Source organism: Streptomyces griseochromogenes, from assembly GCF_001542625.1.
In the GTDB taxonomy this organism is placed as follows: Bacteria; Actinomycetota; Actinomycetes; order Streptomycetales; family Streptomycetaceae; genus Streptomyces; species Streptomyces griseochromogenes.
In genome coordinates this window covers 3394185-3420703 of sequence record NZ_CP016279.1, presented here as the reverse complement: position 1 = coordinate 3420703, position 26519 = coordinate 3394185, and the positions used below count along the sequence as shown (strand labels likewise).

Below are 26519 nucleotides of genomic sequence, written 5' to 3'. Positions count from 1 at the left end.
CTCCACCGCCGGAGCCGGCCCCTGCACGCACTCTGACTCCCCCACGCCCCTCTCCCCCGTCACCTCTCACGGAGCACACGTGTGTACATCGCATGACCATGCCCAGGGCGAGGCCGCGCAGGCCGGCGCCGGACGACGCGGTTTCCTCAGGGCCACCGCGCTGCTCGGCGCCGCCGCCACCACCGGGATCGTCCTGCCGGCCGTCGCGGAAGCGGCCGAGCAGAGCGTGCGCCGGCCCGACTCCGAGAGCCGCCGCTTCACGCTCGCGGTGATGCCCGACACCCAGTACCTCTTCGACGGACCGAGCATCAACCCCGCGCCCGTCGAGGCGTCCCTGCGCTATCTGCTGGAGCACGGTGGCAAGGGTGACGAGAACATCGTCTTCCTGTCCCACCTGGGCGACCTCACGCAGAACGGCGCCGAGGAGGAGTTCGCCGCCATCGGCGAGGCGTTCGGGATCCTGGACCGGCGCGGCGTCGGCTACAGCGTCCTGGCCGGCAACCACGACGTGCGCTCGTCCACGGACGACCAGCGCGGACCGACACCGTATCTGGACGCGTTCGGCCCGCGGCGGTTCCGGAGCAGGCCGACGTTCGGGGGCGCCTCGCCGGACGGCTACAACACCTACCACCTGTTCCGGGCCGCCGGGCGCGAGTGGATGGTGCTGGCGCTGGACTGGCGGCTGTCGCAGCGGGGGTACGCCTGGGCGAAGGACGTCCTCGCACGGCATCCGAAGACGCCGGTCGTCCTCACCACGCACGAGCTGGTCGCCGAGGACGACTCCCTGTCCGCGTACGGGCAGCAGCTGTGGGACGGGCTGATCGAGGACCACGACCAGATCTTTCTCGCACTGGGCGGCCACTTCTGGCCCGCGGGCCGCGCGATCCGCGAGAACGCGGCGGGGCACGAGGTGCACCTTCATCTGACGAACTATCAGAACCGCTACTTCGGCGGCGCGGCGATGATCCGCCTCTACCGCTTCGACCTGGACCGGGGCGTCATCGACGTCGAGACCGTCTCCCCGTGGATCCTGGGCCGGGCCGCCGAGGGCCTGAACGAACTGGAGCGGCAGGAGATCGAGCTGAGCGGGGACGCGGACCGCTTCTCGGTCGGCATCGACTTCGCCGAGCGCTTCTCCGGATTCGACCCGGTTCCGGCCCGGCCCGCGCGGCCCGCGTCGAAGATGCTGATACCGGGCACGGTGGCGTACTGGCGCTTCGACGGCCACGACGCCGGTACGGCGGTGACCGGCACCGTCCGCGATCTGTCCGGGCGCGGCAACGACCTCACGGTGGTCAGCGTCGGCGGCGGCACACTGGCCTGGTCCGCCGACCACCACCCCGACCAGCCCGGCCACGGCAGCCTGGAGTTCGACGGCTACAAGTCCCCGCTGAAGGGCGCCTGGCTGCGCACGGTCGACGCTGCCCCGCTCAACTCGGCCACCTTCGAGGGCGGTTACACCATCGAGGCCTTCTACCGCCTGCCCGCCGACTGGGACGCCGGCCACAACGCCTGGTCCGGTCTCATCAGCCGCACCGGCCGCAACGGCTCCGTCGGACCGGTCACGGACGATCCCGACGAGCCGCTCGCCACGCTGTCGATCTCCGACGGACCGGGCCCGCAGTGGGCGGCCCATCCGCTCAACCAGCGGCAGCTCGCCACCAACTGGGGTGACGAGACCGCCCGCGAGAAGTGGTGGCACCTGGCCGTGGTCAACGACGGACGGCACACGACGATGTACGTCCAGGGCTGTCCGGTGGCCCGCAATCCGCACCCCGCCGCCGTCGGTATCGCCTCGGCCGGGCTGCCGTGGCTGCTCGGCGGCTACGAGTACGCGGGGAAGATCGACCAGATTCTGCACGGACGGCTCGGGGACGTCCGGATCGTGTCCCGGGCGCTGCCCGTCACCTCTTTCATGACCCACTGACCCCCTTCCCGAGGATGACCATGACCGAGCAGCAGCTGCCCGTCTGGGCCGACCCGGCCGTCGCCCCGGCCGGCCTCGACGCCCAGGGTGTGTCGAGGCGCCGACTCCTGCGCCGTGCGGGCCTGTTCGGGGTCGCCTTCGCCCTCGGCGGGGCCGCCACCCCGGCCGTCGCCGCCACCGGCCGGGGCTTCGACGGCGACGACCCGTGCCTCGCCTACCTGGTCGGCGACCACCACGTGCACTCCGTCTACAGCCACGACGCCAAGTACACGTTCTCCCAGCAGGCCCGGGCCGCCGCCGGGTACGGCCTGGACTGGATGGTGTTCAACGAGCACTCCAACTTCGGGCACGCCCGCTACGGCGCGCACCTGGAGCACCAGGAGATCCTCAAGGCCCGCGCCGAGAACCCGCGCCAACTGATCTTCCAGGGCCTGGAGTGGTACATCCCGGCCGCCGAGCACTGCACGGTGTTCGCGGCGCCCGGCCCGCACGAGGTCGATCTGCTCACGCGGTTCGAGCTGGCCTACGACGGCAAGCTGCTCGGCTACGACAAGGGCGGCGCCGCCGACGCGGACACCGCCCGCAACGAGGCCCACGCGGTCAAGGCCGTCCAGTGGCTGGCCGAGCAGCGCCGCACGGGCTACGTCGACGACGTCCTCGTCCTCGCCAACCACCCGCTGCGGCTCGGCATCGACTCCCCGCACGAGATGCGCAACTGGCGTGACGCCGCCCCCGAGATCATGATCGGCATGGAGGGGGCGCCGGGCGCCCAGGGCGCGGCGATCCCGGGCTGGGGCGGTTCCACGGCGATCCGCGGCGAGTACCAGAACCATCCGTCCGCACAGTCCTGGGCGGGCTACCCGCAAGACGCCTACCTCACCTACGGCGGCTTCGACTGGGCGACCGCGACGGTCGGCGGCCTGTGGGACTCGATGCTGGCCGAGGGCAGGCTGTTCTCGATCACCACCAACTCCGACAACCACCGGACCGTCTTCGACACCTGGAAGAACGGCGACTGGGCGCCCGGCCGGAACTTCGACAACACCGGGAAGCTGCCCGACCCCGTCGACACCGGCACCCCGCAGCCCGGCAGCGACTTCTGGCCCGGCGAGTTCAGCCGCACCCACGTCGGTGTGACCCGCTACGGCTACCGCGCCGTGATGGCGGGCCTGCGCGCGGGCCGGGTCTGGCTGGACCACGGGCATCTGCTGGACGGGCTCGACGTGCGCCTCAAGCGGGACCGCGACCACGGCCGGGGGGTCACGCTCGGCGGGCGGCTGCGGGTGCGCGAGGGAGAGCGGCTGACGCTGTCCGTGACGGTGACGACCGCCTCCCGGCCCAACCCCGAGGGCATCCTGCCCCGCTTGGCGCACGTGGACGTGATCCGGGGTGCCGTGCGCGGCCCGGTCACCGACCGCGACACCTGGCGGGCGCCGGACACCAGGGTCGTGCACACCGCGGACGTCGACGGCCGCACCGGCACGTACACCCTGCGCATCCCCCTGACCGCGGGCGACGAGTCCTTCTACGTACGGCTGCGCGGCAGCGACGGCAACCGGCGCGGCGCCGGCTTCCTCGGCGCGGCGGTCGACCCGCACGGGCCGATCCCCCACGAGCCCGGCGACGGCGACCCGTGGGCGGACACCTGGTTCTACTCGAACCCCGTCTTCGTGGACGTGGCAGCGGCCTGATCAGGCACAGCACCGGGACGGACACCGCAACACGGCGGCGGGCCCCCGCCGCCGTCCACCTCCGACGTGGTGGTTCCCCGGGAGGGTGCCCGGGTACCGGTGCCGGCGGGCGTGAGGTCCCCGCGCCGTGGGGAGCCGGCGCGGGGACCTTTGCGGCAGGGCCGCCGCGGTGCGGGGATCAGCAGTTGCCGGTGTCCGCCTTGCCGCCGAACCGGTCGCCGAGCCAGTTCACCACGTCGCCGATCGCCTGGGCGTCACCGGTGAGGTGGTCGCCCACGTACGCGGTCCAGCGGGTCGCGACGCCGGCGTCGCAGTAGGCGCGGCGGGTGGCGCTCGCGGTCCGGTCCGGTATCACCTCGTCCAGCAGGCCGCGGTACTGGAACACCGGGAAGCCGATCTCGTAACGGGCACCGGATCCGGGGGTGCCCACCCCGGCGCCCAGCTTGTTGGCCCGGACGGCGTCACCCCAGGTGGTGCCGTCGGACCCGCGCAGGGCGTAGATCTGGTCGAGCGTCAGCCCGTCCTTGGTGTACTGCTCGATCCGCGCGAGCGGGAAGCGGCTCACGGTGCCGAGCGCGCACAGCGACTCGGCGTCCTTGACGGCCTTGCGGCCGGAGTCGTCGAGGATGTCGTCGAACGGCAGCTCCGGATGGGTGACGGACAGACCGACGAACGCGTCCACCAGGAACCCGGCGAAGAACTGTCCGTCGAGGTTGCTCGCCACCTCCTTGAGGTCGGCGGGGATCCCGCCGGAGGCCGCGCCGACGACGTGCAGTTCGGGCGCGTACGACCGGGCCAGCTGGGCCGCCCACAGGCTGCCGGAGCCGCCCTCCGAGTAGCCCCAGATCCCGACCTCGGCATCGGGGCTCACCCCGGTGCCGGGCACCCGGGAGGCCGCGCGGGCCATGTCGAGGACGGCGTGACCGGCCTCGGCCCCGGAGACGTACGGATGGACCTCGCCGTCCATGTATCCCTGGCCGTCCGTCGCGGCGACGGCGTAACCGGCGTTGAGCAGCGCCGCGATGTTCGGGCCCTCGTAGGCGTCCTGGTACTGGCCCGCGAGCTGTCTGGAGAACGCGCACTGCGGGCCGATGCCGAGGGTGCCGGGCACGAACGCGACCAGCGGCCGCTCCCCCGGACCGGTCCACGGCTTCTGCGGTACGACGACGGTACCGACGGCGGAGACCCGTCGGCCGCGCCCGTCGGTGGAGCCGTACTGCACCTTCCACGCGTTCAGCGGGGGGCCGCCGATCACCATGGGCAGCGAGTCGACCCGGCGGCAGGCGACGACGGCGCCCGGCGTGGCGGTGGCGCGGTCCGGGGGCCGGTAGATGTCGGCGTCGGCGGCGGAGCACGCCTGAGGCGTACCGGCCGCCGCGGTCACCGCCGGAACCGCCAGTAGTCCGCCGAACAGACCGGCGGCGGCGAGCAGTGCGGCTCTCCTCGGCAGCGGCTTCCTCGACCTGTGGGAGATCACCACTTCAGAACGTCCCTTCTGCGGGGTGAAGAGGTACGTGAAGCTGAGCAGGCCGAGAGGTTACGGAACCGTAGGTAAGCGCTGATAGTTAAAGGACGACGAACCGTCGAGGTCAGGGCTGCGCGCCCGTGACTAGCCCGGCGGGCGGGCTCATCGGCTTCTCGGGCAACCGGATCCGGGCCGGATGTCGTCCTTCTGATCACCATGCCCACCACAAACCCGGCCGGCCTCCCGGCCTCCCCCGTCAGCCAGCTGCTCGACTTCACCTGGACACAGACCCGGGCCTGCGCCTTCGCCATCGCCCTGCTGTCCGGGGTGGCGGCATCGGCCGTTCTGCCACCGCTTCCGGTGGCCCGCTACGACCTGCTCGCCTGCTACGGCGTACTCCTCACGCTGCTGTTCTGGCGGCGCGGCTGGGAGAGCGGACGGGACGTCGCCGTCATCGCCGCCTGCCATGTCATCGGCCTCGCCTTCGAGCTGGTGAAGGTCGCGCTCGGCTCGTGGAGCTATCCGGAACCGGCCGTGCTGAAGTTCGCGGGCGTCCCGCTGTACGGGGGCTTCCTCTACGCGGCCGTCGGCAGCTACATCTGCCGGGCCTGGCACCTGTTCGACCTGGAGGTGGTCCGCTACCGGCCGCGGCTGACGGCCCTGGTGGCCGCCGCCGTCTACGTCAACTTCTTCAGCCACCACTGGCTGCCCGACGCCCGCTGGCCGCTCGCGGCCCTCCTCGTGGCCGTCACCGCGGGCACCTCCGTGCGCTTCACGGTGCGCGGGACACGGTGGCGCATGCCGCTCGCACTGTCGTTCACCCTGATCGGGTTCTTCCTGTGGCTGGCGGAGAACCTCGCCACGTACGTGGGCGCGTGGCGCTACCCGTACCAGCTGCACGGCTGGCAGCCCGTCGACGTCGGCAAGTTCGGCGCCTGGTCCCTGCTCATCAGCGTCACCTTCGTGCTCGCGGCGCTCGGCAGAGGGAAACCGGACACTCCGGGCGGGCCGCCGGCCTCCTCCTGAGCGGCGGCCCGTCCTCACCGGATCCTGCGTCGGCACCCCACGGATTCAAAGACCCGCCCCAGACACGTGGCGCACGACGCCCGGACATCGACGGACAACCTGGGAAGGCGCGCCGTGGGCGTCCCGTACCTGTCGAACCGGTCCGGACAGCAGGCGCGGAGCCGGTCCCGGCGGGGCGTCCTCGGCGCTCGCGGCGCCGCGCCCGCGGCGGCCGCGCCGGCCGAGTGCGGTTCCCCGGCGAACACCTCGGCCGACGGCGAGGGCGGCACGCCGGCTTCCGCACACGTGACCCGCAACGACGAAGTCGCCCGGTGCCACGTTCGCCGGCTCCTTCACTCCCGAGGCGGACTCCACCTCCGGCGTCGGCATGCCGGCAGGGGGCGCGGTCCAGCCCGCGCGCGGCTTCATCGGGTGAACTCCGCGGGGAGGCAAGGACTTTCTCTGTTTCAACTCTTGACGACCACGGCGGCGGAGAGCACATTGAGGCCACTTTGAGAGCGCTCTCAGAGACAGTCGCGCGCATACTCCGTACCCGAGAGGCACCCCCATGAGTGAAACCTCCGGCATACCCAGACGGCGCCGGGCCCTCGTCGCCGTCCTCGCCACGCTCGGCCTCGCGGCCGCCCTCGCCACGGCCGCCACCCTCCCCGCCGACGCCTCCGCGCCCACACCCCCGTCCGGCTGGACCCAGGTCTTCCTCGACGACTTCAACGGCTCCGCCGGCTCCGGCGTCAACACCTCGGACTGGCAGTACGACACCGGGACCTCGTATCCGGGCGGCCCCGCCAACTGGGGCACCGGCGAGGTCGAGACGATGACGAACAGCACGGACAACGTCTCGCTCGACGGCAACGGCAATCTGCGCATCACCCCGCTGCGCGACTCGGCCGGCCGCTGGACCTCGGGCCGCATCGAGACCACCCGCACCGACTTCCAGCCTCCGGCCGGCGGCAAGCTGCGGGTCGAGGCCCGCCTCCAGATGCCGAACGTCACCGGCACCGCCGCCGAAGGCTACTGGCCGGCGTTCTGGATGCTGGGCTCGCCCTACCGCGGCAACTACCAGAACTGGCCGGGCGTCGGCGAGCTGGACATCATGGAGAACGTCCAGGGCATGAACAAGGTCTGGGCGACGATGCACTGCGGCACGAACCCGGGCGGCCCCTGCAACGAGACCACCGGCATCGGCAACTCCACCGCGTGCCCGGGCAGCACCTGTCAGTCCGGCTTCCACACCTACGCCATGGAGTGGGACCGCTCGGTGAGCCCCGAAGCGATCCGCTTCTACGTCGACGGCGTCAACTACCACACGGTCACGGCCGGTCAGGTCGACGCGGCCACCTGGGCCGACGCCACCGGACACGGCTTCTTCGTCATCTTGAACGTGGCGATGGGCGGCGCCTTCCCGGCCGCGTTCGGCGGCGGCCCCACCAGCGCCACCGAGTCCGGCCACCCGATGCTCGTCGACTACGTCCAGGTCCTGCGGTCGAACGGGAGCGGTACCACTCCCCCGCCCACCGGAAACCGGGACGCCTACAGCGCCATCCAGGGCGAGTCCTACGACAGCCAGTCCGGCGTGAGCACCGAGTCCGCCACGGACACCGGTGGCGGCCAGGACATCGGCTCCCTCGCCAACGGCGACTGGGCCCTGTACAAGGGCGTGAACTTCGGTTCCACGGCGGCCACTCAGTTCTACGCCCGGGTGGCGAGCGGGGCCGCGTCCGGGGTGAGCGGGCTGGTCGAGGTGCGCCTGGACAGCCGCGGCAACGCCCCGATCGGCAGCTTCGCACTGGCCGACACCGGGGGCTGGCAGAGCTGGCGGACGATCCCGGCGAACATCACCTCGGTGACCGGCACGCACGACGTCTACCTCACCTTCACCAGCGGCCAGCCGGCCGACTTCGTGAACGTGAACTGGTTCGACTTCGGTCACTGAGCAGGGTGTCGGGTGCCCCGCGGCCAGGGTCCGGCGGGGCATCCGCGCGGTGGCGGTGCCGCCCCGACCGCACCGGAGCGCCGCTCCGTCATCGGACCTGGCCGACACGCTGGAACGCGACGAGCCGGCGCAGCGGGCCCGGCCCGCGACACCGCCCCGCCCTCGAGGTGACCGGCCACGGCCCGCGGTCAGCGCAGCTCCGCCCGGAACACCACCGGCGTGACGCCGGTGTGCAGATGGAAGAACTTGGAGAAATTCGCCGCGTCCGGGAAGCCCACGGCCGCCCCGACGCGGCCGATCGGCATGTCCGTGTGGGCGAGAAGGCGTTTGGCCTCCAGGATCACCCGCTTGTCGATGAAGCCCTTCGGCGTCTCGCCGGTGGCCGCGCGGACGGCGCGGACGAGGGTGCGGCGGGAGTAGCCGAGCGCGTCGGCGTAGGCGCTGACGCTGTGGTTGGCGGCGAAGCCCTTCTCCACCGCGTCGCGGAAGAGGGTGAAGGTGGTGTCCTGCCGCCTGGAGGCCTCCTCCGAACTGGCCGCGAGATGGGCGAGGCGCAGCAGGAACGCGGTCAGGGTGTGCCGCAGGACGGCCGTGTGCAGACTCAGCGGCAGGGTCGCGGTGTCCTCGTACTCGCGGCGCAGCTGTTCGAGGGCGGCTCCCAGCGCGGAGAGTTGGGCCGGGCCGGGGTGCAGCAGGGGCGGCAGGTCGTAGCGGTACAGGCCGGTGGCCTCGACGGTGGCGCGGGGCAGGAAGCCGGGCTGCATGGTCAGGACGGTTCCGCGGTACTCGCTCGTCCGGGAGAAGCGGTGGACCTGCCCGGGCCGGATCCACAGGAGGTCGCCGGCCACGGCCTCGTGCTCGGCGAAGTCGACCATGTGCCGTACGGGTCCGCCGGTGAAGAGCATGACCACGTGGAAGTCGATGCGATGGACGCGGTGCAGCGGGGCGTCGGCGTGCCAGGTGTGGCCGGTACCCATGGGGCCGACCTGCATGCCGACGCCGCCGACCGCCAACTCGGTCGGGAAGGGGAAGGTCCGGATCCCGTCGCCGTCCATGCCGCCGCCACCGGCTTGGGATGTTCTGTCCGCCATGTTCTCTTCGTGCCGTTCCTGTCACGCGATCGCTGTCCCAGATTCACCACAGGCTGACACACCCCGCCCTTCCCCCGAAAAAGTCAGACTTTTAAGTTTGAACGCGTCCGGCCAGCAATCACGCATTGAACGAGGACTTCTTGAAGATGAGCACGCAGACACCCGACGGCTTCGAGTGGACCGACCTCGACCGGCGTGCCGTGGACACCGCCCGGCTTCTGGCGGCCGATGCCGTGCAGAAGGTCGGCAACGGCCACCCGGGCACCGCGATGAGCCTGGCTCCCGCCGCGTACACGATCTTTCAGAAGGTGATGAGGCATGACCCGGCCGACCCGGAGTGGGCCGGCCGTGACCGCTTCGTCCTCTCTCCCGGCCACACCTCGCTGACCCTCTACACCCAGCTCTTCCTCGCCGGGTACGAGCTGGAGCTGGACGACCTGAAGGCGTTCCGCACCCATGGCTCCAGGACGCCCGGTCACCCCGAGTACGGGCACACCGCCGGGGTCGAGACCACCACCGGTCCGCTCGGCCAGGGCGCCGCCAACGCCGTCGGCATGGCGATGGCCGCCCGCTACGAGCGCGGCCTGTTCGACCCCGAGGCTCCCGAGGGCACCTCCCCCTTCGACCACACCGTCTGGGCGATCGTCTCCGACGGCGACCTGGAGGAGGGCGTCTCCGCCGAGGCCTCCTCTCTCGCGGGCCACCAGAAGCTCGGCAACCTGGTCTTCCTCTACGACGACAACCACATCTCCATCGAGGGCGACACCGCGACCGCCTTCTCCGAGGACGTGCTGAAGCGGTACGAGGCCTACGGCTGGCACACCCAGCGCATCGAGCCCACCGCCGACGGCGACATCGACGTGCCCGCGCTGTACACGGCGCTGAAGGCCGCGCGGGCCGAGACCGGCCGGCCCTCGATCATCGCGATGCGCACGATCATCGCCTGGCCGGCCCCGAACGCGCGGAACACCGAGGCCTCCCACGGCTCCGCGCTCGGCGCGGACGAGATCGCCGCCACCAAGCGTGTCCTCGGCTTCGACCCCGAGCAGTCCTTCGAGGTCACGGAGGAGGTCCTGCGGCACACCCGCCGGGCCCTGGACCGGGGTGCCGAGGCGCACGCGGCCTGGGACAAGCGGATCGCCGAGTGGCGCGCGGTCGACCCCGAGCGGGCCGCGCTCTTCGACCGGGTCGGCAAGGGCGAGCTGCCCGAGGGCTGGGAGGACGCCCTGCCGGTGTTCGAGGAGGGCAAGTCCGTCGCCACCCGCGCCGCCTCCGGCAAGGTGCTGCAGGCGCTCGGCCCGGTCCTCCCGGAGCTGTGGGGCGGCTCCGCCGACCTGGCGGGCTCGAACAACACCACCATCGACGGGACCAGCTCCTTCCTGCCCGAGGGCAACCCGCTGCCCGAGGCGGACCCGTACGGCCGAACCGTCCACTTCGGCATCCGCGAGTTCTCCATGGCCGCGGAGATGAACGGCATCGCCCTGCACGGCAACACCCGCGTCTACGGCGGCACCTTCCTGGTGTTCTCCGACTACATGCGCAACGCGGTGCGGATGTCGGCGCTGATGCAGCTGCCGGTGACGTACGTGTGGACGCACGACTCCATCGGCCTCGGTGAGGACGGCCCGACCCACCAGCCGGTCGAGCACCTGGCCTCACTGCGCGCCATCCCGGGCCTGAACGTCGTCCGCCCGGCCGACGCCAACGAGACCGTGGTCGTCTGGGCCGAGATCCTGAAGAGGCACGCCACCGACCCGGCCCCCCACGGGCTCGCGCTCACCCGCCAGGGCGTGCCGACGTACGCGCCCGACCAGGACGCGGCCAAGGGCGGCTATGTGCTGCGCGAGTCCTCCACCGAGACCCCGGAGGTGATCATCATCGCGACCGGCTCCGAGGTGCAGCTGGCCGTCGCCGCGCGGGAGCGGCTGGAGGCCGAGGGCATCGGCACGCGGGTCGTGTCGATGCCGTCCGTGGAGTGGTTCGAACAGCAGCCGCGGTCCTACCGCGAGCACGTCCTGCCGCCGTCCGTGAGGGCCCGGGTCGCGGTCGAGGCCGGTATCGGCCTGACCTGGTACCGGTTCGTGGGCGACGCGGGACGGATCGTGTCCCTCGAACACTTCGGTGCCTCCGCCGACGCGAAGACCCTGTTCGCCGCATTCGGCTTCACCCCCGAGAACGTCGCCGCCGCTGCCCGCGAGTCGCTGGCCGCCGCGCGCGCCTGATACCGACGCGACCAGAAAGATGATCACTGTGACCGAAGCAATCGCGACCCCGGCAGCCCTTGAGCGCCTCGCCGACGAAGGCGTCTCGATCTGGCTGGACGACCTGTCGCGCAAGCGGATCACCTCGGGCGGCCTGGCCGAGCTGGTGAAGAGCGGGGGCGTCGTCGGCGTCACCACCAACCCGTCGATCTTCCAGGCGGCCATCGGCTCCGGCGAGGGCTACGAGGAGCAGCTCACGGACCTGGCCGTGCGCGATGTGACGGTGGACGAAGCGGTGCGGATGATGACGACCGCCGACGTGCGTGCGGCCGCCGACATCCTGCGGTCCGTGTACACCGCCTCGGACGGCCGCGACGGCCGTGTCTCCATCGAGGTCGACCCCCGTCTCGCCCACGACACCCGGGCGACGGTCGCCGAGGCCAAGCAGCTGGCCTGGCTGGTCGACCGCCCCAACGTGATGATCAAGATCCCGGCGACCCGGGCGGGTCTCCCGGCGATCACCGAGGTCATCGGCCTCGGCATCAGCGTCAACGTGACGCTGATCTTCTCCCTGGAGCGCTACCGCGAGGTCATGGCCGCCTACCTGGCCGGTCTGGAGAAGGCCCGCGAGCGAGGCCTGGACCTGTCCCGGATTCACTCGGTGGCGTCCTTCTTCGTCTCCCGCGTGGACACCGAGATCGACAAGCGGCTGACCGTCCTCGGCACCGACGAGGCCCTCGCGCTCAAGGGCCGGGCGGCGCTCGCCAACGCGCGGTTGGCCTACGAGGCCTACGAGGAGGTGTTCGCGTCCGACCGCTGGCAGGCGCTCGCCGGGGGCGGGGCGAACAGGCAGCGCCCGCTGTGGGCCTCCACCGGGGTGAAGGACCCCGCCTACAAGGACACGCTGTACGTGGACGAGCTGGTCGCGCCCGGCACCGTCAACACCATGCCGGAGGCCACCTTGAAGGCCACCGCGGACCACGGCAGGATCACCGGCGACACGGTGACCGGCGGCTACGCCGAGGCCCGCGCGGACCTCACCGCCGTCCAGCGGCTCGGCATCTCCTACGACGAGGTCGTCCAGCAGCTGGAGGACGAGGGCGTCGCCAAGTTCGAGACGGCCTGGCAGGACCTGCTGGACGCCGTCACCAAGTCCCTGGACAGCAAGGGAGTTGACGCGTAATGACGACCAAGGCTCCGGAACCCGAGACGCCCCCCACCGCGGCGGCGCCGGTTCCCCTCGCCCCTGCCACCGACTGGGTGAACCCGCTGCGGGACGCCCGCGACCGCCGGCTGCCCCGTATCGCGGGCCCCTCCGGCCTGGTCATCTTCGGTGTGACCGGCGACCTGTCCCGCAAGAAGCTGATGCCGGCCGTGTACGACCTGGCCAACCGCGGCCTGCTGCCGCCGGGCTTCTCGCTGGTGGGCTTCGCCCGCCGGGACTGGGAGGACCAGGACTTCGCGCAGGTCGTCCACGACGCGGTGCGCGAGCACTCGCGGACCCCGTTCCGGGAGGAGGTGTGGCAGCAGCTCGCCGAGGGCATGCGGTTCATCCCGGGCGACTTCGACGACGACACCGCCTTCAAGGCGCTCAAGGACGCCGTCGAGGAGCTGGACGCCTCCCGGGGCACCGGCGGCAACTTCGCCTTCTACCTCTCCGTCCCGCCGAAGTTCTTCCCCAAGGTCGTGCAGCAGCTGAAGAAGCACAGCCTGGCGAGCCCGCCGCAGGGTTCCTGGCGGCGCGCGGTCATCGAGAAGCCGTTCGGCCACGACCTGAAGTCGGCGCACGAGCTGAACGCGGTCGTGCACGACGTGTTCGGGCCGGACCAGGTCTTCCGCATCGACCACTACCTCGGCAAGGAGACGGTCCAGAACATCCTGGCGCTGCGCTTCGCCAACCAGATGTACGAGCCGATCTGGAACCGCAGTTACGTCGACCATGTGCAGATCACCATGGCCGAGGACATCGGCATCGGCGGCCGGGCCGGCTACTACGACGGCATCGGCTCGGCCCGTGACGTCATCCAGAACCATCTGCTCCAGCTGATGGCGCTCACCGCCATGGAGGAGCCGATCGCGTTCGACGCGGAGGCGCTGCTCACCGAGAAGCTGAAGGTGCTCAAGTCGGTGCGGCTGCCCGAGGACCTGGGCAGCCACACCGTGCGGGCGCAGTACGCGGCCGGCTGGCAGGGCGGCGAGAAGGTCGTCGGCTACCTCGAAGAGGACGGCATCGACCCGAAGTCGAAGACCGACACGTTCGCGGCCGTCAAGCTGGGCATCGACAACCGCCGCTGGGCGGGCGTCCCCTTCTATCTGCGCACCGGCAAGCGTCTCGGCCGCCGGGTCACGGAGATCGCGGTCGTCTTCAAGCGGGCCCCGCACTCCCCGTTCGACTCCACCGCGACCGAGGAACTGGGCCAGAACGCGATCGTCATCCGCGTCCAGCCCGACGAGGGCATGACCGTGCGGTTCGGTTCGAAGGTGCCGGGCACCTCGATGGAGATCCGGGACGTGTCCATGGACTTCGCCTACGGCGAGTCGTTCACCGAGTCGAGCCCGGAGGCGTACGAGCGGCTCATCCTGGACGTGCTGCTCGGCGACGCCAATTTGTTCCCCCGTCACCAGGAAGTGGAAGAGTCCTGGAAGATCCTCGACCCGATCGAGGAGTACTGGGGGCGGCACGGCAGGCCGGCGCAGTACCCGTCGGGCACATGGGGTCCCGAGGAGGCAGACGAGATGCTCGCACGAGACGGACGGAGCTGGCGCAGGCCATGAAGATCGACCTGACCGACACCACGGCAAGCAAGATCAACAAGGCGCTGGTGCAGGGCCGCCGCGCCATCGGCACCCCGGCCGTGGGCATGGTCCTGACGATGGTCATCGTCACGGACGAGGAGAACGCCTACGACTCGATCAGGGCCGCCGAGGAGGCCTCGCACGAGCACCCCTCGCGGACCCTGGTGGTCATCAAGCGCCACGCCCGTACCCTGCGCGACCGCACCTCCTCCCGCCTCGACGCCGAGGTCCGGGTCGGCTCGGAGGCCGGCACCGGCGAGACGGTCGTGCTGCGGACCTACGGCGATGTCTCCGACCACGCCGACTCGGTGGTCCTGCCGCTGCTGCTGCCGGACGCCCCGGTGGTCGTGTGGTGGCCGGTGGAGGCGCCCGACACCCCCTCGAAGGACCCCCTCGGCGCGCTCGCCCAGCGCCGGATCACCGACCTGTACGCGGTCGAACGGCCGATGGAGGTACTGGAGACCCGGGCCCGCAACTACGCTCCCGGCGACACCGACCTCGCCTGGACCCGGCTCACGCTGTGGCGGTCCATGCTGGCCGCCGCCCTGGACCAGGCCCGTGCGAAGGTGACGTCGGCGGCCGTGGAGGCCGAGGCGGACAACCCCAGCGCCGAACTCCTCGCCCGCTGGCTGGAGGCCCGCCTGAGCATCAAGGTGGACCGCGTGGTCACCGCCGGACCGGTCGTCACGGCCGTGCGCCTCGGTACCGCGAGCGGCGAGATCGTCATCGACCGCCCCGAGGGCCCGCTCGCGACCCTGACCCTGCCGGGCCAGCCGCCGCGCACCCTCGCCCTGAAGGTCCGCTCCACCTCCGAACTCATCGCCGAGGAGCTGCGCCGCCTCGACGCCGACGAGATGTACGCCATCGCCCTCAAGGGCGAGGCCGCCAAGGAGAACGCCTGACATGTCCGACGCACCGTCAGACACCCCCGAGCTCACCCGCAGGCCCGAGTGGACGGCCCTCGCCGACCACCGTGCCGAGGGCCGGCCGCACCTGCGTGAGCTGTTCGCGACGGACCCCGGCCGCGCCGAGCGGTACGTCGTACGGGCCGGCGATCTGCACATCGACTACAGCAAACACCTGATCACCGACGAGACCCTGGCCCTCCTGACGGAACTCGCCACCGCCACCGGGGTGTTCGCGCTGCGGGACGCCATGTTCCGGGGCGAGAGGATCAACATCACGGAGCGGCGGGCCGTACTGCACACCGCGCTGCGCGCCCCGCGCGACGCGGTGATCGAGGTCGACGGCGAGAACGTCGTGCCCCGCGTGCACGCCGTCCTGGACAAGATGGCCGCCTTCGCCGAGCGGATCCGCTCGGGCGAGTGGACCGGCCACACCGGCAGGCGGATCCGCAACGTCGTCAACATCGGCATCGGCGGCTCCGACCTCGGGCCCGCGATGGCGTACGAGGCCCTGCGCGCCTACACGGCACGGGAGCTGACGTTCCGGTTCGTGTCGAACGTGGACGGCGCCGACCTGCACGAGGCCACCCGCGACCTGGACCCGGCGGAGACCCTGTTCATCGTCGCGTCCAAGACCTTCACCACGATCGAGACGATCACCAACGCCACCTCGGCCCGCTCCTGGCTGCTGGCGGGCCTGGACGGCGAGGACAAGGCGGTGGCCAAGCACTTCGTGGCCCTGTCGACCAACGCGGAGAAGGTCACCGAGTTCGGCATCGACCCGGACAACATGTTCGAGTTCTGGGACTGGGTCGGCGGCCGGTACTCGTACGACTCCGCGATCGGCCTGTCCCTGATGATCGCCATCGGCCCGGACCGCTTCCGGGAGATGCTCGACGGCTTCCACCTGATCGACGATCACTTCCGCACCGCACCCGCCGAGGCCAACGCGCCGCTGATCCTCGGCCTGTTGGGCATCTGGTACAACAACTTCCACGACGCCCAGTCGCACGCGGTGCTGCCGTACAGCCACTACCTCTCCAAGTTCACCGCCTATCTCCAGCAGCTGGACATGGAGTCCAACGGCAAGTCGGTGGACCGGCAGGGCCGGCCCGTGCACTGGCAGACCGGGCCGGTCGTGTGGGGCACACCCGGCACCAACGGGCAGCACGCCTACTACCAGCTGATCCACCAGGGCACCAAGCTGATCCCGGCCGACTTCATCGGCTTCGCCCGGCCGGTCGCCGAGCTGGGCGACACCCTCAAGGGCCAGCACGACCTGCTGATGGCCAACTTCTTCGCCCAGACCCAGGCCCTCGCCTTCGGCAAGACGGCCGAGGAGGTCCGCGCGGAGGGCGTGCCCGAGGAGCAGGTGCCGCACCGCACCTTCCGCGGCGACCACCCCACCACCACGATCCTCGCCGCCGAGCCGACCCCGTCCGTGCTCGGCCAGCTGATCGCCCTCTACGAGCACAAGGTGTTCGTGCAGGGCGCGGTCTGGAACATCGACTCCTTCGACCAGTGGGGCGTGGAGCTGGGCAAGGTCCTCGCCAAGCGCATCGAGCCCGCCCTGACCATGGGCGCGGACGTGCCCGGTCTCGACCCGTCCACGACGGCCCTCGTCGCCGCCTACCGCAATCTCAGGAAGTGAACGACATGCAGCTCGGTCTCATCGGTCTCGGCAAGATGGGCGGCAACATGCGCGAGCGGATCCGCCGCGCCGGCCACACCGTCATCGGCTACGACCGCAACCCCGAGGTCTCCGACGTCAAGAGCCTCGAAGAGCTGGTCCAGCAGCTCGACGCGCCGCGCACCCTCTGGGTGATGGTCCCGGCCGGCACCGCCACCCAGACCGTCGTCGACGAACTGAAGGACCTGCTGTCCCCGGGCGACGTGGTGGTGGACGGCGGCAACTCCCGCTGGACCGACGACGAGAAGCACGCCGCCGAACTCGGCATCAAGGGCATCGGCTTCGTCGACGCGGGCGTCTCCGGCGGCGTGTGGGGCCTGCAGAACGGCTACGCCCTCATGGTCGGCGGCGACAAGGAACACGTGGAGCGGCTGAAGCCGATCTTCGAGGCGCTGAAGCCGGAGGGCCCCTACGGTTACGTCCACGCCGGCCGGGTCGGTGCCGGGCACTTCTCGAAGATGGTCCACAACGGCATCGAGTACGCCATGATGCAGGCCTACGCCGAGGGCTGGGAGCTGCTCGAGAAGGTCCACTCGGTGGAGAACGTCCGCGAGGTGTTCCGCTCCTGGCAGGAAGGGACCGTCATCCGCTCCTGGCTCCTGGACCTCGCGGTCAACGCCCTGGACGAGGACGAACACCTGGAGAAGCTGCGCGGGTACGCGGAGGACTCCGGCGAGGGCCGCTGGACGGTCGAGGCCGCCATCGACAACGCGGTGCCGCTCCCGGCGATCACCGCCTCGCTGTTCGCCCGGTTCGCCTCCCGGCAGGACGACTCCCCGCAGATGAAGATGATCGCGGCGCTGCGCAACCAGTTCGGCGGACACGCCGTCGAGAAGAAGGACTGAGCAACCGTGGGCGACCTCCTGCTGGTCCGCCACGGTGAGACGGAGTGGAGCCTGTCGGGACAGCACACCAGCTGGACCGACCTGCCCCTCACCACACACGGTGAGGAACAGGCCAAGTCCCTCGCTCCGCTCCTCACCGGACGGGCCTACGCCCTCGCGCTGACCAGCCCGCTGGGCCGCGCGATCCGCACCGCCGAACTGGCGGGTCTGACCGGGGCCGTGGCCGACCCCGATCTGCACGAGTGGGACTACGGCGGCTACGAGGGCGTCACCACGGTCGACATCCATCGTGCCCGCCCCGCCTGGGACCTGTGGACCGACGGCGTACCGCCCGGCCCCGAGGGGCACCCCGGCGAGTCGCCCGAGGAGACCGGGGCGCGCGCCGACCGGGTGCTGGCCCGGGTGGAGCGGGCGCTCGCCACGGACAGCGGAGACGTGATCCTGGTCGCGCACGCCCACGTCCTGCGGGTGCTCACCGCCCGCCGGCTGGGTCTGCCGCCCGCCGAGGGCCGTCTGTTCCAGCTGGCGACCGGCACCGTCAGCCGGCTCTCCACGGAGCACGGACGGCCCGTGATCGCCGAGTGGAACCGGCGCCCCTGACAGCCCCGCCCCGCGGCCCGGGTCACCCCGTGTGACCCGGGCCGCGGTGTTCCCGTGGCCGGGTCCGGTCCCCGGGCCGTGGGCAGCGGACGGACCGTGGACGCCGTGGGCGTGACGAAGAACTCGGCCGCGTCGCCGGGCCCTGCTTCTACAATCACCGGCACGCGAGCGAGCATCGCCCGCCCCTTGCCCGAAGGAACTCCATGACCATCGTCGACGAACCGGCAGGACCCGACGCGCGGACGCGTGACGCCGCGCGCACCAGGGCCGAGATCCTCGACGTGGCGACGCAGGAGTTCGCCAGGGCCGGCTACGACGGCGCCCGGGTGGACGAGATCGCGGCCCGCACCCGCACCACGAAGCGGATGATCTACTACTACTTCGGTGGCAAGGAGCAGTTGTTCACGGCCGTACTGGAACGGCTGTACGGGGACCTGCACGAGGCGGAGCAACAGCTGGACGTCGAGCACCTGGACGCGGTGACGGCCATCCGGCGCCTGGCCGAACTCGTCTTCGACCATCTCGAACGCCACCCCGACTTCGTCCGCCTGGTGAGCATCGAGAATGTCCACGAGGCACAGCACATCGCCGCCCTGCGCAAGCTGGGCAGGGTCGGCTCGCCCGCCCTGGGTGTGATCCGGCGGACCCTGGAGGCCGGTCAGCGGGCGGGCCGGTTCAGGGCCGATCTCGACGCCGTCGACGTGCACGCGATGATCAGCTCGTTCTGCTTCTTCCGGGTGGCCAATCGGCACACCTTCGGCGCCCTCTTCGGCCGCGACCTGCTGGACCCGGCGCGGCGCGAGCACTACCGGACGATGGTCGGCGACATGCTGGTCGCCTGGCTCACCGCCGAAGGGGCCGCGGACTGAGCGCCTCTACGGCCGTGGGTGGCGCGGCTCGTACAGACCGAGCCGCCCGCCGCCGGGCAGCCGGAGCGCGGTGACCCGGCCCCAGCGCGCCTCCTCGACCGGCTCCGCGAACTCCACGCCTCGCTCGGCGAGTTGCTCCCGGGTCGCCTCCAGGTCGTCGCACATCAGCATCAGCTCGTGCGACGGTTCGCCGTCGGTGGGGTGGCAGGCCACCTCGGCGGGCGGCGCCTGGAAGATCAGCCATCCATGGCCGGCGTCGACGTGCGCCCACCCGAGTACGTCCCGCAGGAAGGTCCGGTCGGCCTCGGCGTCCCGGCTGTAGATCACCACATGTGCCCCATTGATCACGGGCGGAGGCTAGTGCGGGACGCCTGGCGGTACAAGCACCTCCGTCCCGCGTCTCACCGTGAGGAGACCGTCGAGGCGTCGAGCAGCGGCCCGAGCTCCGTCACGACGGTCGTCAGCGGGCGTACGTCCTGTTCGGCCCGGGCCATCAGGATCGCCCCCTCCAGCGCGCTGATCATCAAGGTGGCGAGTGAGCCGGCGCGGGCGGCGGGGACACCCATGCCGGTCAGGGCCTCGGCGACGGGGCCGCTCCAGGTGGCGAACGCGGCGGCCGCGGCCTCGCGGGTGGAGGGGCCCGTGGCGGCGCGGTCCACCGTGGCGGCGGCGACCGGGCACCCGCCGGCGAAGCCCTCCGACTCGTACTCGTGGGTCCACTGGGCCGCCATCGCCGCGAACAGGCCGCTCGGCGTCGGCTCGTCGAGCCCCGCGAGAAAGCGGGCGACGCGCTTGCCCGCGTACCGGCCGGCCCAGGCGACGGCTTCGTTGACCAGCTGTTCCTTGCCGCCCGGGAAGTAGTGCTGGAGCGACCCGCGCGGCGCCCCGGCGTGTGCGGCGACGTCCCGCATGCCGGTCGCACCCACCCCGTCGCGCCGGATCAGCTGGGCCGCGCTGAAGACCATCCGCTCGCGGGGTCCGTGCCGCGACTCGGCCATGTCCGACCTCCGATCGTCGCGCCCACCCTATGACCGGCGTCATAACGCCGCTACTATGACCGCTGTCATAGTCGGTGCGGTCCCGGGTGCCCTGCTGGTGAAACTGTCGGTGAACCTGTTCCTGATCACCCTGGTGACCGGGCTGACCGAGGCGTTCCACTTCGCCGAGCGGCAAGGCCTGGACCAGCGTCGGTTCCTGGAATGTCTGCCACGCCCTGTTCGAGGAGACCGCAGCGCAGGGCCACGGCGGCCAGGACATGGTGGCCGTGCTGCGGGCCATCGAGGCACGGACCGCCGAGGCGCCGTAGGCCGCGCCCGGGGGTTGCCCGTCCCGGGGGAGATCAGCCCTCGGGAATTCCGTACGCCCGCTCCACGCGCAGCCTCAGGACGAGCCGGCGATCGCGGACCATGGCGGCCCGGTAGTCGTCCCAGTCCGGATGCTCGCCCCGCACGTCCCGGTAGAGCCGGACCAGTTCCTCGACCGTCTCGTCGTGGGGGTCCCCGGCGACCGGCGACAGGTCCGCGGCGCCCTCGGCGACCGTGTACGCCCACCGGTCCGCGGTGGTGACGTGGTACGAGGCGCGGGGGTCGCGGCGCAGGTTGCGGGTCTTGGCGCGGTCGTCGGTGAGCGAGACCCGGATGATCCGCTCGTCCGGGTAGTAGGCGTGGTTGACATTGGACAGCTGGGGGCGGCCGTCCTTCCTGAGGGGGGTGTCGCCGAGGTGAGCCCAAAAGGGGCCGTGGGATGATCTTGAAGGCGTAAGGTCCCGGCCCGTCACCCGTTCGGCTCAGTGTCGTTGGTGGTGATGTTGACCATCGTCTGGGGCCTGGGGTGGGTTGTGACCTCGATCGAGCGGACCGCGTACCCGCGGTTCAAGCGGCTGATCACCGCGTATGAGCCGCATCTGTTCTTCTCGCCGACGATCGATGAGCTTCAGTGGGCGTCCGATGCCACGGACTGCGATGAACATCTGCTGGCCCTGCTGCTGATGCTGAAGTCGTATCAGCGCATGGGGTGCTTCCCGAAGCTGGAGGACGTCCCGGCCATGGTGGTGGACTTCGTCCGGCGCCAGGTGGAGCTGCCGGAGGGCACGCTGCCGGTGTACCAGGCGGAGAAGACCGCCAAGAACCACCGGGGCCTGGTCCGCAAGCGGGTCGGGGTGCTCTACGACCAGGCGGAGGCCCGGCGGATCGCCGAGCAGTCGATCCGCAGGGAGGCCGCGGCGAAGAACCGCCCGGCGGATCTGATCAACATCGCGCTGGAGAAGGTGGTGGAGGCCGGGCTGGAGCTGCCGGCGTTCTCCACCTTCGACGCGATGGCCTCGAAGATCCGCCGCGAGGTGAACACCGCGATCTGCGACGGCATCCACGACCGGGTCAGCCCGGCCGAGCGGGCTGGCCTGGCACGGCTGCTGGAGGACCGCGACGGCGACGGCACCACGCTGTTCAACCGGCTGAAGAGGCCCGCGCAAGGCCCGAGCTGGTCGCACTTCAAGAATCTGACCAAGCGCCTGGAGTGGGTGGACGGCCTCGGCGACACGGACGTGTGGATGGACGGGGTGGCCGCGGGGAAGATCACCGACTTCGCCGGGGAGGCGGACGCCGCCGATGTGGCGGAGCTGCGGGACTACCGGCCCGTCAAGCGCATGGCGCTGGTGGCCTGCCTGGTGCACAAGGCACGGATGCGGGTCCGTGACGACCTGGCGACGATGTTCTGCAAGCGGGTGGCGACGAAGGTCAAGAAGGCGAAGCAGGAGCTGGAGGAGATCCGGCTGGCCGAGCGGGAGATAGTCGAGGCACTGATCGGCAACTACCGCACGGTGCTGAAGAACATCGACGAGGGCGGCCCGGCTCAGGCCGCGCTGGTCAAGGCCGCGGCCATGACCGCCGAGGCCCGGCAGGCGCTGGACGGCCTGGACGAGGCGGCGACGGCCGAGGAGGTGGCCATGCGGCTCGACGGCGACGTCTCCCCGGCCCTGCTGGCCCTTACGAAGGCCCTGGTGGTGCAGGCTGGCGGGCTCGGCGCGGTCACCCAGACCGTGGAGGAGTTCGGCGGTTTCGACAAGCAGTACGAGCAGATCGAGAAGGTCTCCGCCCATCACGGCAACTTCTGGGAGGTGCTGCTGTATGGGCAGATCGGCCGGGACCGGGCGGTGATGTTCGACCTCGCCGAGAAGCTGGAGTTCACCGCCACCAGCGAGGACGGGCGGGTGCTGGACGCGCTCGCGCACGCCCAGCGGCACCAGGCCGCCCGCGGGGAGTACATCACCGCCTTCGACGAGACGGGCCGGGAGGTGGACATCTCCTTCACCACCCAGAACTGGCGCAAGGCCGTACTCGACAAGACCCGCCCGGGCCAGTTCGTCCGCAAGCACTTCGAGGCGATGGTCTTCACCGCCCTCGCCGAGGAACTGCGCACCGGCGACGTCGCGGTCGTCGGCTCGGAGGAGTACGCCGACTGGTCCAAGCAGCTGCTCGCGTGGGAGGCCGTGCAGGAGAAGCTGGGTGCCTACCTGGTGGAGGTCGGCCTCGCCGAGGAGGGCGAGAGGGCCGAGTTCGACGCCGGGTTCTTCCGCCGGCAGTTGGAGGACAAGCTGCGGGACGCCGCCGCGGCGGCGGACGCCGGATACCCGGACAACGAGGGCCTGGTCATCGACCCGGAGACGGGCATCCCGTCGCTCAAGCCGCACCGCGCGGAGGGGCAGCGGCCCTCGGCGAAGCGGCTGGAGGAGGAGATCAAGGCCAGGATGCCGGAGCGGTCGCTGATGGGCATCCTGGCCCGCACGGCGTACTGGGTGGAGTGGTGGCGGCGCTTCGGGCCGGCCTCCGGCAACGAGCCGAAGCTGGCCGACCCCTTCGGCCGCTACGTGATCACGACGTTCGTGAAGGGCACGAACATGGGCCCGTACGAGGCCGCGCGCCACATCCCCGGCGTCTCCGGGCATGAGTTGTCGTACACGGCGAACCGGCACTTCTCGATTGTGCTGCTGAACGAGGCGATCGCCGACCTGGTCAACGCGCACGCCCAGCTCGGCATCTCCCAGGCGTGGGGCGATGGCACCGCGGTGGCCGCCGACGGCACGCACATGGACACCTACCTCGACAACCTGCTCGCCGAGACCTCCGTCAGGTACGGCAAGCCGGGCGGGATCGCCTACCACCACATCTCCGACACGTACATCGCGCTATTCACGCACTTCATCCCGTGCGGGGTGTGGGAGGCGGTCTACATCATCGAGGGCCTGCTGAAGAACACCTCCGAGGTCAAGCCGACCACCGTGCACGCCGACACCCAGGGCCAGTCCTTCCCGGTGTTCGCACTCGCCCATCTGCTGGGCTTCGACCTGATGCCCAGCATCCGGAACTGGAAGGACTCCACGTTCTACCGGCCCAGCAAGCAGAGCGAGTACGTGCACATCGACGCCCTGTTCGGCGAGCCGGGCAAGAACGTCATCGACTGGGACCTGATCGAGTCGCAGTTCGGGCACCTGATGCGGGTGGCCGTCTCGGTGCGGGAAGGAGCGATCTCCTCGTCCACGCTGCTCAAGCGGCTGCGGTCGGGATCGCGGAAGAACGCCACCTACACCGCCTTCCGCGAGTTCGGCCGCGTCATCCGCACCGTGCAGCTGCTGCGCTACCTCACCGACGCCCCGCTGCGGCGGCGGGTGACCGCGGCGACGAACAAGGTCGAGTCGTTCAACCGGTTCTCCCAGTGGGTCGGCTTCGGCAACCGCGGCGTCATCGCCCACAACGACCCCGTCGAGCAGGAGAAGGCGATGAAGTTCAACGCGCTGCTGACGAACGCGGTGATCTTCCACAACGCCCTGGATATCGCCGAGATCGTCCGCCAGCTGCTGGAGGAGGGCTGGACGATCGAGCCGGAGGACCTGGCGCACATCTCGCCGTACCTGACCGAGCACATCAACCGGTTCGGCGAGTACAGCACGCACGAGCTCGGCATCCAGCCGGAGGCGTACGACCCGAAGCTGGACGTGGACTTCACCCCACTGCGCGAGACGGACCCGGCCGCGGCCGGATTCGGTCAGGCCGCCTGAAAGGCCGGGGCCGGTCGGCAGACCCGGCACGAACCGGAGCCTCGGCACTCTGGCCGCCAACTACATCAGCCCCTCACCAGGCCCTGCCCATTGAGGGAACGGGCCAGGTGAGACCGCCGGCCGGCCCCGTCGGTCTCCAGGCCACAACTCGTTCGCCCGGGGGCGGAGGCTGACTGGATGGTGTTGCGGTGCACCAGGCGGGGTCAGGGGGGAGTGAGGCTGTCGAGTTGGGCGGCGAGGTCGGGGTGGGTGGCGGCCAGGTGGGGGCGGGCGGCGGTCAGGGGGGCGATGAGGTCTGCGGGATCGTTGTGGGCGAGAGCCGCGTGGAGCTCGCTGAGCGGGCGGCGGGCGGTGGGGGGCAGGTCGGTGAGGGCGGTGATCTGGCCGGCGAGGCGGCGCAGGTCGGCGGCGTTGCGGCGGGCCCAGGTGGCGGTGGTGCGCTTGGCGGCCCGGGCCTGGCGGGTGGCAGTGACGCGCTGTTCGCCGGTGGTTCCGGCGGGGCCGGGTCGGCCGCGCAGGTAGCGGCGTTCGGCGGCCTGGCGGCTGGTGACGCCGAGGGGGTGGGCGAGGTCGGCCCAGCTGGCGCCCGCGTCGCGGGCGGTTTCGATCAAGCCGGTCTCCCATCCGGCGAGCTGCTCGCGGACCTGCCGCAGCAGCATCAGGGAGGCCAGGGCCTGCTCCGGGCCCGGCCCGGTGCCGGGGCTGCCAGGGGTCTCGTGCTGGGCTGTGTGCAGGGCGTCGTTTATGGCGTTGAGGGCCGCCGCGGCGGCGAGGAACGACGCCGGGCTGTGGGCGTCGGTGCTGGTTGTGGACGGCTGGTCTGCTGCGGTCACGGGCACCTCCCTCGTTGTGTCATCACGTCGACGACATCATGTTTGTCATCCATTGGATGACATGTTACAACGGTGTCAGTGCAGCGCATTGGCAGCAACTGCCTACAAACCGCTGGAGGTGTTTCACGATGTTGATGCGCACTGACCCCTTCCGTGAGCTGGACCGGCTGGCACAGCAGCTGATGGGCCCGGGCACCTGGTCCAAGCCGTCGGCGATGCCGATGGACGCCTACCGCGAGGGCGACGAGTACGTGGTGGCCTTCGACCTCCCCGGTATGACCGCGGACGCGATCGACATCGACGTCGAGCGGAACATGCTCACCGTCAAGGCCGAGCGCCGGCCGGTGGCGAAGGCCGACGACGTGCAGATGGAATTGTCCGAGCGGCCGCTAGGCGTCTTCTCCCGCCAGATCGTGCTCGCCGACACCCTCGACACCGAGCACATCCAGGCCGACTACGACGCGGGCGTGCTCACCCTGCGCATCCCGATCGCCGAGCGCGCCAAGCCCCGCAAGATCTCCATCGGCGTCGGCTCCGGCCGCAAGGAGATCTCCGGCTGACACCAGCCCGCCGGACCGGTGCGGAGGACAGGCACCTGATCTCCCCCTCATCACCCGTCCTCCGCACCCCTGGACAGTCCGAACAGGAAAGGGGCGGCCGAGATGACTCTGCGACGCGAAGCGTTCCTCGATCACGTGAGAGAACGCGGTGAGTACGAGACCGTGCAGGAAGCGGAGCGGGCGGCCCGCGTGGTCCTCGCCCTGCTCGGCGCGCACCTGGTCGGCGAGGTCCGAGCCCAGCTCGCCGCACGCCTGCCGGATGAATTCGCACTGATCCTGCTCAACCCGCTGCAGAGCGCCGAACCGCTGCCCCCCGAACGGTTCGTCCGCGCGACCGCGGCCTGGATCGAAGGCGCCACCGAGCACACCGCGACCTGGGACGTCAGCGCCGTCCTGTCCACGGTCGCCGACACCGCCGACGACGACCTGATGGGGCAGATCCTGCTCCAGCTCCCCGCCGGCTACGACCTCCTCTTCGGCCGCCCACAACCCACCTGACCAAGACCTGGGGTGGTGCCACACCCCCGGGCGCCACCCCATCTCGGCTCCGATGAAAGGCATGCACCGCAGTGATCACCGACGTACGCGCACCTCAAGGGCACCAGCAGCCGTACGGGACGGCGTACGAGCAGATGCTGGAGAAAGTCCGCTACGAGGGCGCCTACCCCACCCGCGAGAAGGCCGACGAAGCCGTCCGCCTCGTCCTGGGAGGGCTCGGGCGTCAGCTGACCGGCGACGAACGCGTCGACCTGGCCGCCTGCCTGCCCCTGGAGGCCGCACGGGTCCTGACCGCACAGATCCCCGACACCCAGCCGCTGACCGGCTGGGCCTTCGTCAAGGACCTCGCCGCCCGCTCCGGCGCCTCCCTGGCCACCACCCGCTGGGACACCGGCTCCGTATTCGCCGCCGTCACAGCCCACGCCGGCCCCGACCTGATCACCCGCATCCTGCACCAGCTTCCCACCGGCTACGCCCTGCTGTTCGGTCGCGCCGAACTCGCCCCGGCCGCGTAAGCGGGCACCCGGAGCCGTAAC

General features: G+C 71.0%; 22 protein-coding genes and 1 pseudogene. 17 read left to right on the top strand and 6 right to left on the bottom strand.

Annotated elements, in window-relative coordinates; translation table 11 throughout:
• Positions 1 to 79 precede the first annotated feature (79 nt).
• A complete protein-coding gene (locus AVL59_RS14640; protein WP_067303872.1) occupies positions 80 to 1927 on the top strand; it encodes a LamG-like jellyroll fold domain-containing protein in 1848 nt (615 codons plus the stop codon).
• Between the two features lie 20 nt (positions 1928 to 1947).
• On the top strand, positions 1948 to 3618 hold the full coding sequence (locus AVL59_RS14635; RefSeq protein WP_067303869.1) for a histidinol-phosphatase: 1671 nt from the start codon (positions 1948 to 1950) through the stop codon (positions 3616 to 3618).
• 178 nt (positions 3619 to 3796) lie between these two features.
• Here AVL59_RS14635 and AVL59_RS14630 read toward each other — a convergent pair whose 3' ends face one another.
• Positions 3797 to 5098, bottom strand: a complete 1302-nt coding sequence (locus AVL59_RS14630) for a lipase family protein (RefSeq protein WP_237281507.1) — start codon at positions 5096 to 5098, stop codon at positions 3797 to 3799.
• Between the two features lie 201 nt (positions 5099 to 5299).
• Here AVL59_RS14630 and AVL59_RS14625 point away from each other — a divergent pair, with 201 nt between their 5' ends.
• The gene (locus AVL59_RS14625) at positions 5300 to 6109 is read left to right on the top strand and encodes a DUF817 domain-containing protein (RefSeq protein ID WP_067303866.1); all 810 of its coding nucleotides are present in this window, start codon (positions 5300 to 5302) and stop codon (positions 6107 to 6109) included.
• Between the two features lie 547 nt (positions 6110 to 6656).
• Complete coding sequence (locus tag AVL59_RS14620; RefSeq protein WP_067303864.1) at positions 6657 to 8042, top strand: glycoside hydrolase family 16 protein; 1386 nt, start codon at positions 6657 to 6659, stop codon at positions 8040 to 8042.
• Between the two features lie 188 nt (positions 8043 to 8230).
• On the opposite strand, the gene AVL59_RS14615 is transcribed toward AVL59_RS14620, so the two are convergent.
• A complete protein-coding gene (locus AVL59_RS14615) occupies positions 8231 to 9133 on the bottom strand; it encodes a helix-turn-helix domain-containing protein (protein ID WP_067303861.1) in 903 nt (300 codons plus the stop codon).
• A 146-nt stretch (positions 9134 to 9279) separates the two neighbouring features.
• Between AVL59_RS14615 and tkt the strand changes: the two genes are divergently transcribed.
• From tkt to AVL59_RS14575, 8 genes are all read left to right on the top strand, one after another.
• Positions 9280 to 11355, top strand: a complete 2076-nt coding sequence (gene tkt, locus AVL59_RS14610; protein WP_067317277.1) for a transketolase — start codon at positions 9280 to 9282, stop codon at positions 11353 to 11355.
• A 19-nt stretch (positions 11356 to 11374) separates the two neighbouring features.
• On the top strand, positions 11375 to 12517 hold the full coding sequence (gene tal / locus AVL59_RS14605; RefSeq protein WP_067303858.1) for a transaldolase: 1143 nt from the start codon (positions 11375 to 11377) through the stop codon (positions 12515 to 12517).
• A complete protein-coding gene (gene zwf, locus AVL59_RS14600; RefSeq protein WP_067303855.1) occupies positions 12517 to 14109 on the top strand; it encodes a glucose-6-phosphate dehydrogenase in 1593 nt (530 codons plus the stop codon). Before tal ends, zwf begins: the two co-directional genes overlap by 1 nt.
• Positions 14106 to 15032: a glucose-6-phosphate dehydrogenase assembly protein OpcA gene (opcA, locus tag AVL59_RS14595; RefSeq protein WP_067303852.1), complete on the top strand. Its 927-nt coding sequence runs from the start codon at positions 14106 to 14108 to the stop codon at positions 15030 to 15032. Before zwf ends, opcA begins: the two co-directional genes overlap by 4 nt.
• A gap of 1 nt (position 15033) precedes the next feature.
• A complete protein-coding gene (pgi, locus tag AVL59_RS14590) occupies positions 15034 to 16686 on the top strand; it encodes a glucose-6-phosphate isomerase (RefSeq protein ID WP_067303849.1) in 1653 nt (550 codons plus the stop codon).
• Positions 16687 to 16691: 5 nt separating this feature from the next.
• Positions 16692 to 17570 (top strand): phosphogluconate dehydrogenase (NAD(+)-dependent, decarboxylating), encoded by an 879-nt coding sequence (gene gnd / locus AVL59_RS14585; RefSeq protein ID WP_067317275.1) that lies wholly within the window; start codon positions 16692 to 16694, stop codon positions 17568 to 17570.
• Between the two features lie 6 nt (positions 17571 to 17576).
• Complete coding sequence (locus AVL59_RS14580; RefSeq protein WP_067303847.1) at positions 17577 to 18170, top strand: histidine phosphatase family protein; 594 nt, start codon at positions 17577 to 17579, stop codon at positions 18168 to 18170.
• A 203-nt stretch (positions 18171 to 18373) separates the two neighbouring features.
• Positions 18374 to 19039, top strand: coding sequence for a TetR/AcrR family transcriptional regulator (locus tag AVL59_RS14575; protein WP_067303845.1), 666 nt, complete (start codon positions 18374 to 18376; stop codon positions 19037 to 19039).
• A gap of 6 nt (positions 19040 to 19045) precedes the next feature.
• Here AVL59_RS14575 and AVL59_RS14570 read toward each other — a convergent pair whose 3' ends face one another.
• Both AVL59_RS14570 and AVL59_RS14565 read right to left on the bottom strand, forming a co-directional pair.
• Positions 19046 to 19387: a VOC family protein gene (locus AVL59_RS14570; protein ID WP_067303842.1), complete on the bottom strand. Its 342-nt coding sequence runs from the start codon at positions 19385 to 19387 to the stop codon at positions 19046 to 19048.
• Between the two features lie 53 nt (positions 19388 to 19440).
• Positions 19441 to 20037 (bottom strand): TetR/AcrR family transcriptional regulator, encoded by a 597-nt coding sequence (locus AVL59_RS14565; protein WP_067303839.1) that lies wholly within the window; start codon positions 20035 to 20037, stop codon positions 19441 to 19443.
• Between the two features lie 73 nt (positions 20038 to 20110).
• Between AVL59_RS14565 and AVL59_RS54180 the strand changes: the two are divergent.
• Positions 20111 to 20345 (top strand): annotated as a pseudogene (locus AVL59_RS54180) (NAD(P)-dependent oxidoreductase); the annotation flags it as partial.
• A gap of 33 nt (positions 20346 to 20378) precedes the next feature.
• Here AVL59_RS54180 and AVL59_RS14560 read toward each other — a convergent pair.
• Positions 20379 to 20816, bottom strand: a complete 438-nt coding sequence (locus AVL59_RS14560; protein WP_067303836.1) for a TIGR03618 family F420-dependent PPOX class oxidoreductase — start codon at positions 20814 to 20816, stop codon at positions 20379 to 20381.
• A 27-nt stretch (positions 20817 to 20843) separates the two neighbouring features.
• Between AVL59_RS14560 and AVL59_RS14555 the strand changes: the two genes are divergently transcribed.
• A complete protein-coding gene (locus AVL59_RS14555; protein WP_159399914.1) occupies positions 20844 to 24092 on the top strand; it encodes a Tn3 family transposase in 3249 nt (1082 codons plus the stop codon).
• Positions 24093 to 24295: 203 nt separating this feature from the next.
• Here AVL59_RS14555 and AVL59_RS14550 read toward each other — a convergent pair whose 3' ends face one another.
• On the bottom strand, positions 24296 to 24925 hold the full coding sequence (locus AVL59_RS14550; protein ID WP_067303830.1) for a type III effector protein: 630 nt from the start codon (positions 24923 to 24925) through the stop codon (positions 24296 to 24298).
• A 128-nt stretch (positions 24926 to 25053) separates the two neighbouring features.
• Between AVL59_RS14550 and AVL59_RS14545 the strand changes: the two genes are divergently transcribed.
• The 3 genes from AVL59_RS14545 (at position 25054) to AVL59_RS14535 (ending at position 26498) form a co-directional block, all read left to right on the top strand.
• Positions 25054 to 25485, top strand: coding sequence for an Hsp20/alpha crystallin family protein (locus AVL59_RS14545; RefSeq protein ID WP_067303829.1), 432 nt, complete (start codon positions 25054 to 25056; stop codon positions 25483 to 25485).
• Between the two features lie 102 nt (positions 25486 to 25587).
• Complete coding sequence (locus tag AVL59_RS14540) at positions 25588 to 25983, top strand: DUF2267 domain-containing protein (protein WP_067303826.1); 396 nt, start codon at positions 25588 to 25590, stop codon at positions 25981 to 25983.
• Between the two features lie 71 nt (positions 25984 to 26054).
• The gene (locus AVL59_RS14535) at positions 26055 to 26498 is read left to right on the top strand and encodes a DUF2267 domain-containing protein (RefSeq protein ID WP_067303823.1); all 444 of its coding nucleotides are present in this window, start codon (positions 26055 to 26057) and stop codon (positions 26496 to 26498) included.
• Positions 26499 to 26519 lie beyond the last annotated feature (21 nt).